This window comes from Sphingomonas sp. SDUR79, from assembly GCF_056821745.1.
This window is the reverse complement of sequence record NZ_JBPDIN010000001.1, coordinates 1,005,757-1,020,065: the sequence shown is the minus strand read 5'-3', so window position 1 is coordinate 1,020,065 and position 14,309 is coordinate 1,005,757. Positions and strand designations below refer to the sequence as shown.

The following is a 14,309-nucleotide window of genomic DNA, read 5'->3' as shown; positions in this document are numbered from 1 at the left end:
GGCTACCACCTGTTCCCTACCAAATCGCCAACCAGCCGCGCTAAGGCTAGAGTGGAATATTATCATGCTTCTTCCACGGATTTTCGAGGCTCTTGTTCCTCAGCTTCCGTAGCCCCAGCGCGATCCGGCGCCGGGTCGAATGCGGCATGATCACCTCGTCGACAAACCCCTTGCTCGCCGCGACGAACGGGTTGGCGAAGCGCGCCTCATATTCCGCAGTCTTCTCCGCGATCTCTTCGGGCGTCTTGCCGCGAAAGATGATCTCGACCGCGCCCTTCGCGCCCATCACCGCGATCTCCGCCGTCGGCCAGGCATAGTTCAAATCCCCGCGCAGATGCTTCGACGCCATCACGTCATAGGCACCGCCATAGGCCTTGCGCGTGATCACCGTGATCTTGGGCACCGTCGCCTCGGCATAGGCGAACAGCAGTTTCGCGCCGTGCTTGATGATACCGCTATGCTCCTGCCCGACGCCCGGCAGGAAGCCCGGCACGTCGACAAACGTCACGATCGGAACCTCGAACGCATCGCAGAAGCGCACGAACCGCGCCGCCTTCTTGCTCGAATTGATGTCGAGCACGCCCGCCAGCACCATCGGCTGGTTCGCAACAATGCCGACGGTGCGCCCCTCGATCCGGCCAAAGCCGATGATGATGTTGCCGGCATGCGTCGGCTGCACCTCGAAAAAGTCGCCCTCATCGACCGTCTTCCGGATCAGCTCGTGCATATCGTAGGGCTGGTTCGCGCTCGGCGGGATCAGCGTGTCGAGGCTGTCCTCGATGCGGTCCCACGGGTCGCTGCATGGCCGTTCGGGCACAGGTTCGCGATTGCTCGCGGGAAGGAAGTCCACGAAGTCGCGCGCCGCCAGCAGCGCCTCGATATCATTCTCGAACGCCACATCGGCAACGCCCGACTTCGTGGTATGCGTCACAGCTCCGCCCAGTTCCTCCTGCGTGACGATCTCGTTGGTAACGGTCTTCACTACATCCGGGCCGGTGACGAACATGTACGATGAATCCTTCACCATGAAGATGAAGTCGGTCATCGCGGGAGAATAGACCGCACCACCTGCGCACGGCCCCATGATCAATGAAATCTGCGGCACCACACCTGATGCCAGCACATTGCGCTGGAACACCTCGGCATAGCCGGCAAGGCTCGCAACGCCCTCCTGAATGCGCGCGCCGCCGCTGTCGTTCAGGCCGATCACGGGCGCGCCGACCTTCATCGCCATGTCCATGATCTTGCAGATCTTCTGCGCGTGCCGTTCCGACAGCGACCCGCCGAACACCGTGAAATCCTGCGAGAACACGAACACAAGGCGACCGTTGATCGTGCCGCTGCCGGTGACCACGCCGTCGCCCGGCACGATCTGCTCCGGCATCCCGAAATCGACGCAATTATGCTCGACATACATATCGAGCTCTTCGAACGATCCCGCGTCGAGCAGCACCTCCAGCCGCTCGCGCGCGGTCAGCTTTCCCTTGGCGTGCTGCGCGTCGATCCGCTTCTGGCCCCCGCCCAGCCGGGCCGCAGCGCGGCGGCGTTCGAGTTCCGCGATCGTCGAAGACATGGCACACTCCCTTGGCCGGTCCCTGCACAGGACATCGGTCCGCATGCAAATGCAATGTTGCGAAGTTGCATCTTAAGACTCTGCATATATCCTGCGGCAATGGAACAACGTCGTCGCCTCTTCGCCGGTCATCGGGTCCGCGACCTGCGCAAGCGGCTGGCGCTGCCACAGGCGGCGCTCGCCGCCCGGCTCGGCGTCTCGGTCAGCTATCTCTCACAGATCGAGAATGAGGAGCGCCCGCTGACGCCGGCAGTGCTGGTCGCGCTAAGCCGTGAGTTTCCCGAACAATGGGGCGAAGTCGGGCCTGACGACGGCACCGCGGCCCTGGTCCGTGCGATCGAGGCAGCAACCGACACCAGCATCGCCGCCGATACGCTGGACGAAGCCGCCGTCCGCCGGGGCGTCGAAAAACACCCCGCCCTCACCCGCCGCATGGTCGCGCTCCACGATGCATGGCGCCGCAGCCAGGCGCAGCTGCGCGTGCTCGACGACAAGGTCGAAACCGGTGCCGGCCATGGCGGTGCCTTGCCGTGGGAGGCAGTGCGCGACTGGTATCAGGCCGAGGGCAATTACATCGACCCGCTCGACCGCGCCGCCGAGGTCCTGGCCGACAGCTTCGACCATCCCCGCGCGATCGAGGACCGGCTGCGCGGCTGGCACGGCATCGCGATCGACGAGGCGCGCGACGACGATCTGCGCCTGTCGCGCTTCGACGCCCGCTCCCGGCGGCTCACGATCAGCGGCGTGCTCCCGCCCGAAAGCCGCGCCTTCCTGCTCGCCCAACGGCTCGCCAGCCTGGAGTTTGCAAACGAGATGCGCGTCGTCGCCGACGCCAGCGGCCTCGCCTCCCCCGCCGCGCGCGAGCTGCTCGCACTCGGACTCGCCAATTACGCCGCCGGCGCGCTGCTGATGCCCTATACCCGTTTTCGCGATGCCGCGCGCGAGCTGCGCCACGATATCGACCGGCTACGCCAGCGGTTCGGCACCAGCTTCGAACAGGCCTGCCACCGCCTCTCCACGCTTCAGCGGCCCGGCGCGCAGGGCATCCCCTTCTTCTTCTGCCGCGTCGACATGGCCGGGAACGTCACCAAGCGCCATTCCGCCACGCCGCTGGAGTTTGCGCGCTTCGGCGGCGCCTGCCCGCTTTGGGTGGTGCATGAGGCGGTGGCGATCCCCGACCGCATTCTGACGCAACTCGCGCAAACACCCGACGGCGCGCGGTACGTCATCATGGCCAAGGGTCTGGTCAAACCCTCGGCCAGCTACGACCGCCCCCCGCGCCGCTATGCCGTGGCCCTGGGCTGTGAAGAAACGCATGCGGGTGAGTTCGTCTATGCCGATGGCCTGCGCCCGGGCGGTGTGGCGACCCCGATCGGCACCAGCTGCCGCATCTGTCCCCGCGCCGATTGCGACCAGCGCGCCTTCCCCCCCGCGGCCAGCGAGATCCGGATCGACCCCGATACCCGCGCCGCCGTCCCGTACAGCTTTTAAAGTCAGTCCGACTGGCGCGCGTCCACCGGGCCATAAGCGGGGTCGGGCTCGCGCCGCTTGCACCGTTTACAGGTGCGATAGCCCTCACGCGTCCGGCTATGCGTCCAGCGATGGCCCCGAATCAGGCAATAAAGTGCGCGAAACATCCCCATGCGTGCTGCATAGCACAAAATATCGCCGGAAAATTCAGACATTACGCAACGAAAACAACAAAGCCCCGCCCAGTCAGTGACTTGGCGGGGCTTTGAATGGCGCACCCGGAACGATTCGAACGTCCGACCCTCAGATTCGTAGTCTGATGCTCTATCCAGCTGAGCTACGGGTGCGCAGTGGAGGGGCGCTGATAGAAGCGGTTTTCCCGAAACGCAACCCCGTTGCGCAGAGTTTCTTCGCGGCATACACCCGCCGCGATGCGACACCCAGCCCTCCTCGCGCTACCCATAGCGCTCAGCGCCTGCAGCACCACCGGGGACGGCTATCCCTCGCTGCTGCCGCGACCGATCGAATCGCGTGACGCGGGAGAGGTGATCCGCCCCGACCCGACCGTGACCCCCAATGCGGCACTCGACTCGCGTATTGCCGAGCGCGTGGCCGCTGCGGAGAGCATCGCCACCCGCTTCCGCGCGCTCGCGCTGCAAACCGAATCCCGGGTGGCGGTGGCGCGCGGCGTCGCACCGGGCAGCGACAGCTGGCTTGCAGCACAAATTGCGCTGGCCGACCTCAATCGTGCGCGCGGTGAGACGGTGGAGATCGTGACGGCACTCGAAGAGACTGCGGCCGAACGGCTTAAGGCCGGTACGCCACCCTATCCCGCGCTCGATGCTGCCATCGCCAACCTCTCCCGCACCGCGGCCGAGCAGGCGGAGAAGGTCCAGGCGCTGGAAGACGCGCTGGCGAGCTAAATCCCTAGGGCAAATCCTTGTTCAGGCTGCGCAGCACCGGCAGGATCGTCGCATAATCGTCGGTCCATGGCGTGAACCCTGGCCGCCCCTCGAGCCGGCGCCACCCGTCCGCCCGCGCGGTCAGCTGGGCCAGCTTCTGCGGCGAGCGCGACAGCGCGATCCAGTCCGACGTCGCTGCCTCGTTCAATTCCTCGATCAGCGGCGGAAAATAGGTCAGTTGCGCCGCCGACCATCCGCCCAGCGTCGCCGCCCGCTCGACCACCGGCTCCAGCGCCAGGAAACGGTTGGAGATATGGACCAACAGCAGCCCGTCCTTGGCCAGCACGCGATCATAGGTCGCGAACGCCTCCAGTGTCATCAGATGCATCGGCACCGCGTCGGACGAGAAGGCATCGAGCACCAGCAGGTCCAGGCTTTGCGCCGGTTCGTCGTTCAGCCGCACCCGCGCGTCGCCCAGCACGATTTTCGCGTCCGGCCGGCATTGTTCCAGGAACCGGAACGGCCCCCGCGCCAGTTGCACCACCGCCGGATCAATCTCGTAAAAACGCCACGACTGGCCGGGCTTCGCGTAACAGGCGAGCGTTCCGGTGCCGAGGCCCACGACCCCGACCCGCGCATTCGGGCCATATAACGGCGGCAGCGCCTGCATCGCCTGCCCCACCCCCGATCCGGGGACATAATAGGTCGTCGGCAGCTTCAGTCGCTCGGAATTTCCCACCAGCTGCACGCCATGCAGCGTGGTTCCGTGTGCCAGCCGTTTCTGATCGGCAAGGTCGGTGATCGTATAGACCCCGAAATAGCTACGCGTGCGCAGATCGCCGTGCCAGCTCATCGCGATCGAGCGGAACCCGCCAAACAGGAACAGCGCGCCCGCCAGCACGATCATGAACGGCACCCGCATGCCCACGGTGAACAGCCCGATCAGCGCAAGCGTGAGATACAGGATGCCCGCCTGCTTTTGGCCAAGGACGTCCGACCCCTGCGACACGCCGAACCACACGATCAGCACCACCGCCAGCGCGACGGCGAGCACGCGCACCCGCCGCCCCTGCCCCGGCTCACCCCATAGCCGCTGGAGGAACGGCAGCAGCCACTCCTGCGGCACGAGCAGCCCGGCGGCGAGGATCAGGATCGGATATTCATAGGTCCAGTCGAACACCAACGGCGCGACGAGAGCCGCGAATACGCCACCCAGCGCGCCGCCGACCGACATGGCGAGGTAGAAGCCGGTGAGCCGGTCCGGCTCGGGCCGCAAATCATACATATGCGTGTGCAGCGCCACCGCGACCATGAACAGCAGGGCGAGCGCCATCAACGCATTCAGCTCGGGATTGGCATTATGCCCCGCAATCATCAGCCCGCCGAACAACAGGATCGTGATCGGCGCGAACCGGGTCAGCGTCACCGCCACCGCCCGCCGCGTCGCGAACGCAATCGTGAAGCTCAGCAGATACAGGCCGAGCGGCAGCACCCACAGCATCGGCACCGCCACGATATCGGTGGTGAGAAAGCTCGAGGTGGCAAGCATCAGTCCCGAGGGAACGAAGGCCAACGCGATCCAGTGCGCCACGCGCCGCTTCGACGGCGCGGCGCTGGTTGCGTGGACATGCGGCGCGTCCGCCGCCTTGCGCGGCAGCAACAGGGCGCAGGCTGCAACCGCGACGAACACCAGCACATAGCCGCCGGTCCACAGCCAGCTTTGCGCGTGCAGCGCCATGCCCGGTTCGACCAGCAACGGATAGGCGATCAGGCCGCCGAAACTGCCGACATTCGACGCGGCATAGAGCGCATAGGGATCACGCCCGCCCGACGCCGAGGCGAACCAGCGCTGCAGCAACGGCGCCTGTGCCGAAATCGCGAAGAACAGCGGCCCGATCGACGCGGCGAGCAACCACGGCACCCACACCGCCGGCTCGGCATCGGCCGGCATCTGCATCGCCATCAGCCCGATCGGCAGCCACAATGCCGCGACCGCCAGCACGCCCAGATGGATCATCGCCTGCCGCCGCACCGGCACGCGGCCCAGCCAGTGCGCATAGGCATAGCCGCCCAGCAGCAGCGCCTGATAGATCAGCATCGCGCTGTTCCACACGGCGGGCGCGCCGCCCAGCCGCGGCAGCGCCATCCGCGCAATCATCGGCTGGACCAGGAACAGCAGGAAGCTGCCCAGCAGGATCGTGGCGACGAACAGCGGGCCGCTCACGCCCTTCAGCCATCCGGGCGCGCCCGGCTGTGGTTCGGCGACTGCTTCGGCGCTCATCGCCTCCCCTTCTCTCTTACGCGGCACTAACCGGGCGAGTGATGCGGTAGGTCACGATATGGCGCAAGGGGTCATCCACCGCAAAGGCATGATGATCGAAATCGCCGCCCTCGACATAGGCCATGCCCAGCCGCTCCATCATCGCCCGGCTGGCGGCATTGCGCTGCGACGTGATCGCCACGATGTGCGGCACGTCGAACTTGGCCCAGCCCCACGCCAGCACCGCGCGCATCGCCTCCAGCGCATAGCCCCGCCGCCAATAGGCCCGGCCGAGCATCCACCCCGCCTCGATCTGCCCCGCAATCGGGTTCTGCGCATCGCCGCGCTTCAACCCGCAAAAACCGATGACCGCATCGTCCTTCCTGCGGACGACGCTCAGAAACCCCAATCCCTCGTGCCGATAGCCATCATGCCGCGCCAGCGCCGCCGCGCTCGCCGCATCGTCCTTGACCGGCCCCAGATCGGCCATCACTACCGGGTCAGCCCACATCGCGTAAAGCGCCGGATAATCCGCCTCCACCGGCGGGCGCAGCACCAGCCGTTCGGTTTCGATCATCCGCCCATCAACCGTGCAGCATGGAGCGCGTGGTAGGACAGCACCCCGCTGCACCCGGCACGCTTGAACGCCATCAGTGTTTCCAGCACCAGCGCATCGCGGTCCCCCGCCCCCGCCGCTGCCGCTGCCTCGATCATCGCGTACTCGCCACTGACCTGATAGGCGAACACCGGCACCTCGAACCGCTCCTTCACCCGGCGCACGATGTCGAGATAGGGCAGCCCCGGCTTGACCATCACGCTGTCCGCCCCCTCGTCGAGGTCGAGTGCCACTTCGCGCAGCGCCTCTTCGGCATTGGCCGGGTCCATCTGATAAGTCTTCTTGTCGCCCTTCAGCAGCCCGCGCGATCCCACCGCGTCGCGGAACGGACCATAGAATGCCGAGGCATATTTGGCGGCATAGGCCATGATCTGGACGTTGACGAAGCCTTCGTCCTCGAGCGCCGCGCGGATCAGGCCGACGCGCCCGTCCATCATGTCACTGGGCGCAATCACATCCGCCCCGGCGCGCGCCTGATTGAGCGCCTGTCCGACCAGCACTTCGGCGGTCTCGTCATTCAGCACATAGCCCGCCGCATCGACCAGCCCGTCATGCCCATGCGCGGTATAGGGATCGAGCGCGACATCGGTCAGCACGCCAATCTCCGGCACCGCATCCTTGATCGCCCGGATCGCGCGGCACATCAAATTGTCGGGATTCAACGCCTCCGCACCATCCTCGGTGCGCAGTTCCACAGGCGTATTGGGGAACAGCGCCAGGCACGGAATCCCCGCCACCGCCGCCTCGCGCGCCCGCGCGACGATCCCATCGACCGACCAGCGCGACACACCCGGCAGGCTGGAGATCGGCTCCTCGACCCCCTCCCCCTCGGTCACGAACAACGGCCAGATCAGGTCCGCCGGGGTCAGCAGAGTCTCGGCATGCAGCCGCCGGCTCCACGCGGAACTACGGGTGCGACGAAGGCGAAGCGCGGGATAATGGGACATGGCGCGCTTTTGGGCCAAGTCCCGCGCGCTCGCAAGGCATCCAAATCCTCCCCGGCACGAGGAGGATTTACCCAAAGCGCCCCGGCTCAGCGCCGGGCGACGGTGGAAGGCGGCAGACAATGCGCTTGACCACACGCCAATTTCAGCGATGTTATCTCATACCATAATAGGAGGGGTCGCATATGCTAAGGCTTGTCGGACTGATCGTAGCACTCTCACCACTGCCCGCGGCTGCGCAATCGATGCGCGAAACGCTGCCACCGGGGATCGTCGTTCAGGGGCGCGCGGTGATCGAGACCGCACCGGATATCGCCGAACTGTCGATCACCCTGCGCGGCGACGGCACCACCGCTGACGCCGCCAGCAAGGCGCTCGCGGACGCGCAAAAGGCGGTGACCGGCGGGATCGCGTCGCTCGACCCCAAGGCAAGCTATCGCACCGGCGACGTGTCGATGCGCGCGGTCCGCAAGGGCGATTGCGCCGCGAGCGACGACCTGATCGATCTGGCCCAGAACCGCGATGACACCGACAAGGGTCCGTGCCGCGTGGTCGGCTATACCGCGACAATTGACGCGACCATGGAATTGCGCGCGGTCGATCAGGCGGGGACCGCAATCGGCCTCGCCCACCGGCTCGGCGCAAGTTCCGCCGAGCTCAAGCAATTCCGCCTCAGCGATCCCGCCGCCGCCCGCCGCGCGGCGACGGCTGCGGCGATTGTCGATGCCCGCACCCGCGCCGACGCGCTCGCCGTCGCGTCGGGTGCCCGGCTCGGTCCGGTTGTTTCGATCCTCGACGGCCGGGATCGCGAGTCGGACACGATGATGATGCTGGAGGTGTCAGCGCAGGCGGTCGCACCGCAGGCACTGGTCCCACCGGTCAAGATCGACGTCTCGCCCGCGCCCGTCGAAACCAGTGCGGAAATCGTGATCGTCTACGCACTGATCAAATGAGCGACGCCCTCCCCATTCGGGGAGGGCATTCTACCCCAGCCGCCCCAGCGCCGCGCCCAGCCGCGCCGCTTCGGCCGACTTTTCGGCATGATCCGCCCGCGCCTTCTCCACCGCCTCCGGCTTCGCCTTCTCGGCAAAGGCGGGGTTGGACAGCCGCGCGTTCAGGCTATCCCGCTCCTTCTCCGCCGCCGCGATCGCCTTGGTCAGGCGCGCGCGTTCGGCGTCGAGGTCGATGACGCCTTCGAGCGGAAGGACATAGGTCGCCTCATCCACCACGATCTGCAGCGCACCGCCCGCCGGGGCTTCACCCTCGGCGCGATCGACGCGGGCCAGCCGGGCAAGCGCCGCATTCTGGCGCGTCAGCCGCTCCAGCGTATCGGCATGCGCGTCGCGGACGTGCAGCGCCAGCCGCGCGCCCGGCGGCACGTTCAGCTCGGTCCGCGCCGCGCGCAGCTCGCTCACCAGCCGGATCAGCCAGTCGATCTCCTGCGCCGCCTCCGGATCGAGCGCCCGCGCATCCGCCATCGGCCATTGCGCAGTGATGATCGGGGTGTCCGGGCGCTCGCCCATCTTCGACCACAGCTCTTCGGTGATGAACGGCATGAACGGGTGAAGCATGACCAGAATCTGGTCGAGCACCCAGCCCGCGACCTGCCGCGTTTCCTCGGCACCCTCGGCGCCTTCGGTCTGCAGCACCGGCTTGATCAGCTCCAGATACCAGTCGCAGAAGCGGCTCCAGGTGAACTGGTAGATCGTGTTGGCCGCGCCGTCGAACCGATGGTCGGCGAAGGCGAGGTCCATCGCCTGCACCGTGGACACGGTTTCCGCGATAATCCACTTGTTCACCGCGAGCGTGGCGCGTGGAGCCTCGACATGTTCGCTTGCACGAATCCCGTTCGACTGCGCGAACCGCGCCGCATTCCACAGCTTGGTCGCGAAGTTGCGATACCCCTCGACCCGCTTCTCATCCATCTTCACGTCGCGGCCCTGGCTCTCCATCGCCGCCATGAAGAAGCGCAGCGCATCCGCGCCATATTGGTCGATCAGGCCCAACGGATCGACGACATTGCCCTTGGACTTGGACATCTTCGCGCCATCCGCAGCGCGCACCAACCCGTGCAAATACAGGGTCTTGAACGGCACCTCTTTCATGAAGTGCAAACCCTGCATCATCATCCGCGCATCCCAGAAGAACAGGATGTCGAAGCCGGAAATCAGCACGTCGTTCGGATAACGTCCGCCCAGCGTGGGGTCGTCATTCTCGGGCCAGCCGAGCGTCGCGAACGGCCACAGCGCGGACGAGAACCAGGTGTCGAGGACGTCTTCGTCCTGCGTCAGGGCAACGCCCTCACCCGCCTGCGCCTGCGCTTCCGCTTCATTTTCAGCGACATAGACGCTGCCATCGTCGGCGAACCAAGCCGGAATCCGATGCCCCCACCACAGCTGGCGGCTCACGCACCACGGCTGGATATTCTCCATCCAGTTGAAATAGGTCTTTTCCCAGCTCTTCGGCACAACCTTGGTCGCGCCCGATCGCACCGCCTCGATCGCGGGCTTCGCAAGCGTCGCGGCGTCGACATACCATTGGTCGGTCAGCCACGGTTCGATCACCACGCCCGAACGGTCGCCGAACGGCGTCTGGATCTTGCGCGGTTCGGCGTCGTGCTCGTTGCCGTCCTTGTCGGTCCAGGGGACGAGGAAGCCCTCATCCTTCAGCCGGTCCACCACCTTCTCGCGCGCGTCGAAGCGGTCGAGGCCGATCAGCTCGGCCGGGATCAACCCGTCCGACGTCTGGCAAATCATCGCCTTGGCATCGAGCATATTGAGCATGTCGCGCGCCTCGATCCCGGCGCGACGACCGACCTCGAAGTCGTTGAAATCATGCCCCGGCGTGATCTTGACCGCGCCCGAACCCAGTTCGGGATCGGCATGTTCGTCGGCGACGATCGGGATCAGGCGACCGGTGATCGGCAGCCGCACCTGCTTGCCGACCAGCGCGGTGTAACGCTCGTCCGTCGGATGCACCGCGACCGCCATATCGGCCAGCATCGTTTCCGGCCGCGTCGTCGCGACATGGATGAAGCCGCTGCCATCGGCGAGCGGGTAGCGCAGATGCCAGAACTTGCCGTTCACCTCGCCCGTTTCGACCTCAAGGTCGCTGATCGCAGTGCCAAGGCCCGGGTCCCAGTTCACGAGGCGCTTGTCGCGGTAGAGCAAACCCTGCTTATGCAGCTCGACGAACACCTTGAGCACGGCCTTCGAAAAGCCCTCGTCCATCGTGAAGCGCTCGTCGGACCAGTCCATCGAACAACCCAGACGCCGCAGCTGGCCAGTGATCGCGCCGCCGCTCTCGGCCTTCCACTCCCACACCTTCGCGATGAATTCCTCGCGGGTGAAGTCGGTGCGCTTCTGCTGGCGCGCGTTGAGCTGGCGCTCGACCACCATCTGCGTCGCGATGCCGGCATGGTCCATGCCCACCACCCAGCGCGCGTCCATGCCCTTGAGCCGGGCATGACGGACGAGGATATCCTGCAGCGTATTGTCGAGCGCATGGCCGATATGCAGCGAACCCGTCACGTTCGGCGGCGGGTTGACGATCGTCCAGGGCTGCGCGCCCGGACGCTCGGGCCGGAACAGCCCGTTGCGTTCCCAATGCGCGTACCAGCGCTGCTCGATCTCGGCGGGGTCGAAGGTCTTTGGAAGTTCGCTCATGCCCCGCCCTCTAACGGGCGGGACGGCTTAGGCAAGACTCAGTCCCGTCCCGCGGCGATCCGGGAAATCTCGCGCTGAACCATTTCCTCGACCATGCGCGGAAGATTGGTGTCGAGCCAGTCGCGCAGCATCGGGCGGATCATCTCCCGCACCATGCCTTCCAGCGAGGTTTCGCCGGTGGGAATGGCGGGGGCCGGCGCCACTTCGGGCTTCACCACCATCCGCGACAGCGCCTCAAGCGGACCGCGCGTGGCTTCAGCAGTGGTGGGCGACAGGATCGGCTCCGGCGCAGAGTCCGGCACCACGTCGCGCAGGTCGACGCGCGGCGTCTCGCGCTGAACGGGCGATGCAGCGCGGCGCGGTTCGGGTCGCAGCGCTTCGCTTGGCGCGGGTTCGTTCAGTTCGAGAATTTCATCATCGGCGGTCGTCGGCGCAGCCGCAGCCGGACGCGCCGGACGACGCGAACGATTCGCGGTCGCGGCATCGCCCTCTTCGGCGATGATGCGTTTGATGGAGGAGAGAATATCCTCCATCGATGGCTCGTTGCTGACGTCCCCCATCATCATTCCTTAACCAGGAATCGCAGTTGCCGCCACCTGTTAGATTTACGGTAGGAATGTCAACTGTTCAGCAAGCGTTGTTCAGCGCGGCTGTGGGTCGACCGGTCCGGAAACAACCGGATTCTGGGCCGGCGTATTGACCGTGCGGGTCGCCTCCGCCTCGGGTGCTGCGTTGTCCCGCCAGTCGGACCAGCTGCCCCGAACCCGATCGTAATTGGCGACCGGGTCATAGAGCGGCCCGCCATCGAGCCCCAGATCCTCGGCCTCGGCCCGGCCCATCGCCGCCAGCACCGCAAAGCCGGCGACATAGGCGTCGCGCTCCGCCGTCACCAACTGGACCTGGCTGTTGAGCAACTCCTGTTCGGCGTTGAGGATGTCGAGGATGGTGCGCGTGCCGACGCTGTTTTCGGCGCGGACGCCCTCTAGGCTCAGTTGGTTCGCCTGCACCGCGACGCGGCTGCTCTCGATCACGCGCAGTGCCGACTGATAGACGGCATAGGCCGAGCGCGCTTGCGCAATCACGCCACGCTCGGTCGCGGTCACCTGCTCGATCGACGCCGATTCGCGCGCCTGTGCCTGGCGCACCTGCGCCGCCGGACGGCCGCCCTGGAACAGCGGAATGCTCAGGCTCACGCCAGCCGAGGTCGCAAAGCCGTCATTCTGAACGCCTGCAAGTTGTCCCGCCCCCGGAACCGATCCGAAACGGTTATAATAGTCACCGCCGACCCCGACGCTCACCGTCGGCAGGCGGCCCGCGCGGGCGACGCGGACGTCATAGCCGCTGGCCTCACGCGCCTTGCGCGCGCCTTCGAGCGCGGGATTGTCGGTCAGCGCGGTCGCTACCGCCTGATCGGGATTGGCGGGCAGGCCGGGAAGCGGCGGCGGCGGTGCGAGCGTTCCCGGGGCAGTGCCGACCACGCGAATGTAGTTTTCACGGCTGGAGATCAGGCGCGCCTCGGCACCCTGCAGCTGGCTCTGCGCCAGCGCGAGCCGTGCTTCGGACTGGGCGACGTCGGTGCGGGTCAGGTCACCGACCTCGAACCGGTCGCGCGTCGCCTGAAGATTGACGTCGAGCGCGCGGACATTCTGCTGGTTGAGGCGGACCGTCGCTTCGTCGCGGATCACGTCCATGTACGCGGCAACCACATCGGTGAAGAGCGCGGCTTCGACGCTGCGCAGCCCGGCGCGCCCTGCCTCGACGCGGGTCTCCGCCGCGCGGACCGAATTGCGCACTGCGCCGCCCGAAAACACCGGGACGCTCAGGTCGACGCCCAGGCTGCCTTGGCGCGGGATCGACGCGGGCGAGGAATCGGTGTTCGACAGGCTCTCGCTATAGGCACCGGTCGACGACACGCCCGGAAGGCCACGCGAACGCGCGATCGGCACATTTTCGTCGGTCGCGCGCAGATTGGCGCGCTCGGCGGTGATGTCGGGATTGGTGCGATAGGCCCTGACCAGCGCCTCGCGCAGCGTCTCGGTCGGCTGGGCGGCAGGCGCCTGCGCCGCGGGCGGCACGGTCTGCGCCAGCGCGGGCAACGTCAGACCGGCAGCGCTCACACCGGCAAGGATCAGGCTCAATCGCATCAGTTTCGCTTTCCTCAGAACTGGAACCCGCGCGGTTTGGCAAAACCGGGCAAAAGGGCGCATTCACTGTCGACAACGCTGGCCAGGCCGACGCCGGAACCGGTGCGCACGCCCGACGCGATGCGGGTTACGCCGCGATCGACCAGGCCGGTAACCACCCGTCCGCCGTCACGCACCTGCTCGGCGAGCGCATCGGGAATAAGTTCGACCGCGCCGTCGATCAGCAGCAGGTCATAGGGCGCGTTTGCCGGAGCTCCGGCGGCCAGCGACCTTTCGACCAGCGTCACCGTGTCGCCCAACGCGGTGCGAGCGAGCGCGACGAGATCGCCATCCTCCTCGACCATCGTCACCTGCGCGCCGATCTGTGCGGCGATCGCGGCGGCATAGCCACCCGCGGCGCCGATCACGAGGACCTTCTCGCCCGCCTCGATCCGCGCTTCGGTCAGCAGCAGACCGGTGGCGAGCGGCGGATTCTGTGCACGACCGTTGCCCAGCGGCAGCGCGCGGTCGCGATAGGCGAACGGACGCTGCGATTCGGGCAGGAAATCCTCGCGCGCGATCTGCGCCATCGCGGCGACGACACGGGAATCGCTGACACCGCTGGTACGCAGCTGGCTCGCCACCATCGCAGCGCGGGCGGCCTGATGGCCCAAGGGTTCGGTGGTCGTCGTCATCATCGCTCCAGCCCTGTTCGCACAACTGTTATAGTCATGCAATACACTTGTTCGCTCGCGC

At 66.5% G+C, this 14,309-nt stretch carries 12 protein-coding genes and 1 tRNA gene; 3 read left to right on the top strand and 10 right to left on the bottom strand.

The window, feature by feature from the left end:
- Nucleotides 1–46 precede the first annotated feature (46 nt).
- Nucleotides 47–1,573 (bottom strand): acyl-CoA carboxylase subunit beta, encoded by a 1,527-nt coding sequence (locus tag ACRYLO_RS04845; protein ID WP_482659131.1) that lies wholly within the window; start codon nucleotides 1,571–1,573, stop codon nucleotides 47–49.
- Between the two features lie 99 nt (nucleotides 1,574–1,672).
- Between ACRYLO_RS04845 and ACRYLO_RS04840 the strand changes: the two genes are divergently transcribed.
- Complete coding sequence (locus tag ACRYLO_RS04840; RefSeq protein ID WP_482659130.1) at nucleotides 1,673–3,064, top strand: helix-turn-helix domain-containing protein; 1,392 nt, start codon at nucleotides 1,673–1,675, stop codon at nucleotides 3,062–3,064.
- 2 nt (nucleotides 3,065–3,066) lie between these two features.
- Here ACRYLO_RS04840 and ACRYLO_RS04835 read toward each other — a convergent pair whose 3' ends face one another.
- Nucleotides 3,067–3,216, bottom strand: coding sequence for a hypothetical protein (locus ACRYLO_RS04835; RefSeq protein WP_482659129.1), 150 nt, complete (start codon nucleotides 3,214–3,216; stop codon nucleotides 3,067–3,069).
- A gap of 97 nt (nucleotides 3,217–3,313) precedes the next feature.
- A tRNA-Arg gene (locus ACRYLO_RS04830) sits at nucleotides 3,314–3,390 on the bottom strand.
- Between the two features lie 84 nt (nucleotides 3,391–3,474).
- On the opposite strand from ACRYLO_RS04830, the gene ACRYLO_RS04825 reads away from it, so the two are divergent.
- Nucleotides 3,475–3,966 (top strand): hypothetical protein, encoded by a 492-nt coding sequence (locus tag ACRYLO_RS04825; RefSeq protein ID WP_482659128.1) that lies wholly within the window; start codon nucleotides 3,475–3,477, stop codon nucleotides 3,964–3,966.
- A 4-nt stretch (nucleotides 3,967–3,970) separates the two neighbouring features.
- Here the strand turns inward: ACRYLO_RS04825 and ACRYLO_RS04820 are convergent, their stop codons facing one another.
- The 3 genes from ACRYLO_RS04820 to hemB are packed head-to-tail and all read right to left on the bottom strand — an operon-like array spanning nucleotide 3,971 to nucleotide 7,768.
- Nucleotides 3,971–6,226, bottom strand: coding sequence for a spermidine synthase (locus ACRYLO_RS04820; RefSeq protein ID WP_482659127.1), 2,256 nt, complete (start codon nucleotides 6,224–6,226; stop codon nucleotides 3,971–3,973).
- 16 nt (nucleotides 6,227–6,242) lie between these two features.
- Complete coding sequence (locus ACRYLO_RS04815; RefSeq protein WP_482659126.1) at nucleotides 6,243–6,782, bottom strand: GNAT family N-acetyltransferase; 540 nt, start codon at nucleotides 6,780–6,782, stop codon at nucleotides 6,243–6,245.
- Nucleotides 6,779–7,768 carry a porphobilinogen synthase gene (gene hemB, locus ACRYLO_RS04810; RefSeq protein WP_482659125.1) on the bottom strand — a complete coding sequence of 330 codons (990 nt, stop codon included), beginning with the start codon at nucleotides 7,766–7,768 and terminating at the stop codon, nucleotides 6,779–6,781. The genes ACRYLO_RS04815 and hemB overlap by 4 nt, the downstream gene beginning before the upstream one ends.
- 242 nt (nucleotides 7,769–8,010) lie before the next feature.
- Here hemB and ACRYLO_RS04805 point away from each other — a divergent pair, with 242 nt between their 5' ends.
- Entirely contained in the window at nucleotides 8,011–8,718 is a 708-nt protein-coding gene (locus ACRYLO_RS04805; protein WP_482659124.1) for an SIMPL domain-containing protein, read from the top strand.
- 30 nt (nucleotides 8,719–8,748) lie between these two features.
- On the opposite strand, the gene ACRYLO_RS04800 is transcribed toward ACRYLO_RS04805, so the two are convergent.
- From ACRYLO_RS04800 to ACRYLO_RS04785, 4 genes are all read right to left on the bottom strand, one after another.
- Nucleotides 8,749–11,430 carry a valine--tRNA ligase gene (locus ACRYLO_RS04800; RefSeq protein WP_482659123.1) on the bottom strand — a complete coding sequence of 894 codons (2,682 nt, stop codon included), beginning with the start codon at nucleotides 11,428–11,430 and terminating at the stop codon, nucleotides 8,749–8,751.
- A 38-nt stretch (nucleotides 11,431–11,468) separates the two neighbouring features.
- A complete protein-coding gene (locus ACRYLO_RS04795; RefSeq protein WP_482659122.1) occupies nucleotides 11,469–11,990 on the bottom strand; it encodes a DUF2497 domain-containing protein in 522 nt (173 codons plus the stop codon).
- Nucleotides 11,991–12,071: 81 nt separating this feature from the next.
- Entirely contained in the window at nucleotides 12,072–13,574 is a 1,503-nt protein-coding gene (locus ACRYLO_RS04790) for a TolC family outer membrane protein (protein ID WP_482659121.1), read from the bottom strand.
- 14 nt (nucleotides 13,575–13,588) lie between these two features.
- Nucleotides 13,589–14,251, bottom strand: coding sequence for a protein-L-isoaspartate O-methyltransferase family protein (locus ACRYLO_RS04785; RefSeq protein ID WP_482659120.1), 663 nt, complete (start codon nucleotides 14,249–14,251; stop codon nucleotides 13,589–13,591).
- Nucleotides 14,252–14,309 lie beyond the last annotated feature (58 nt).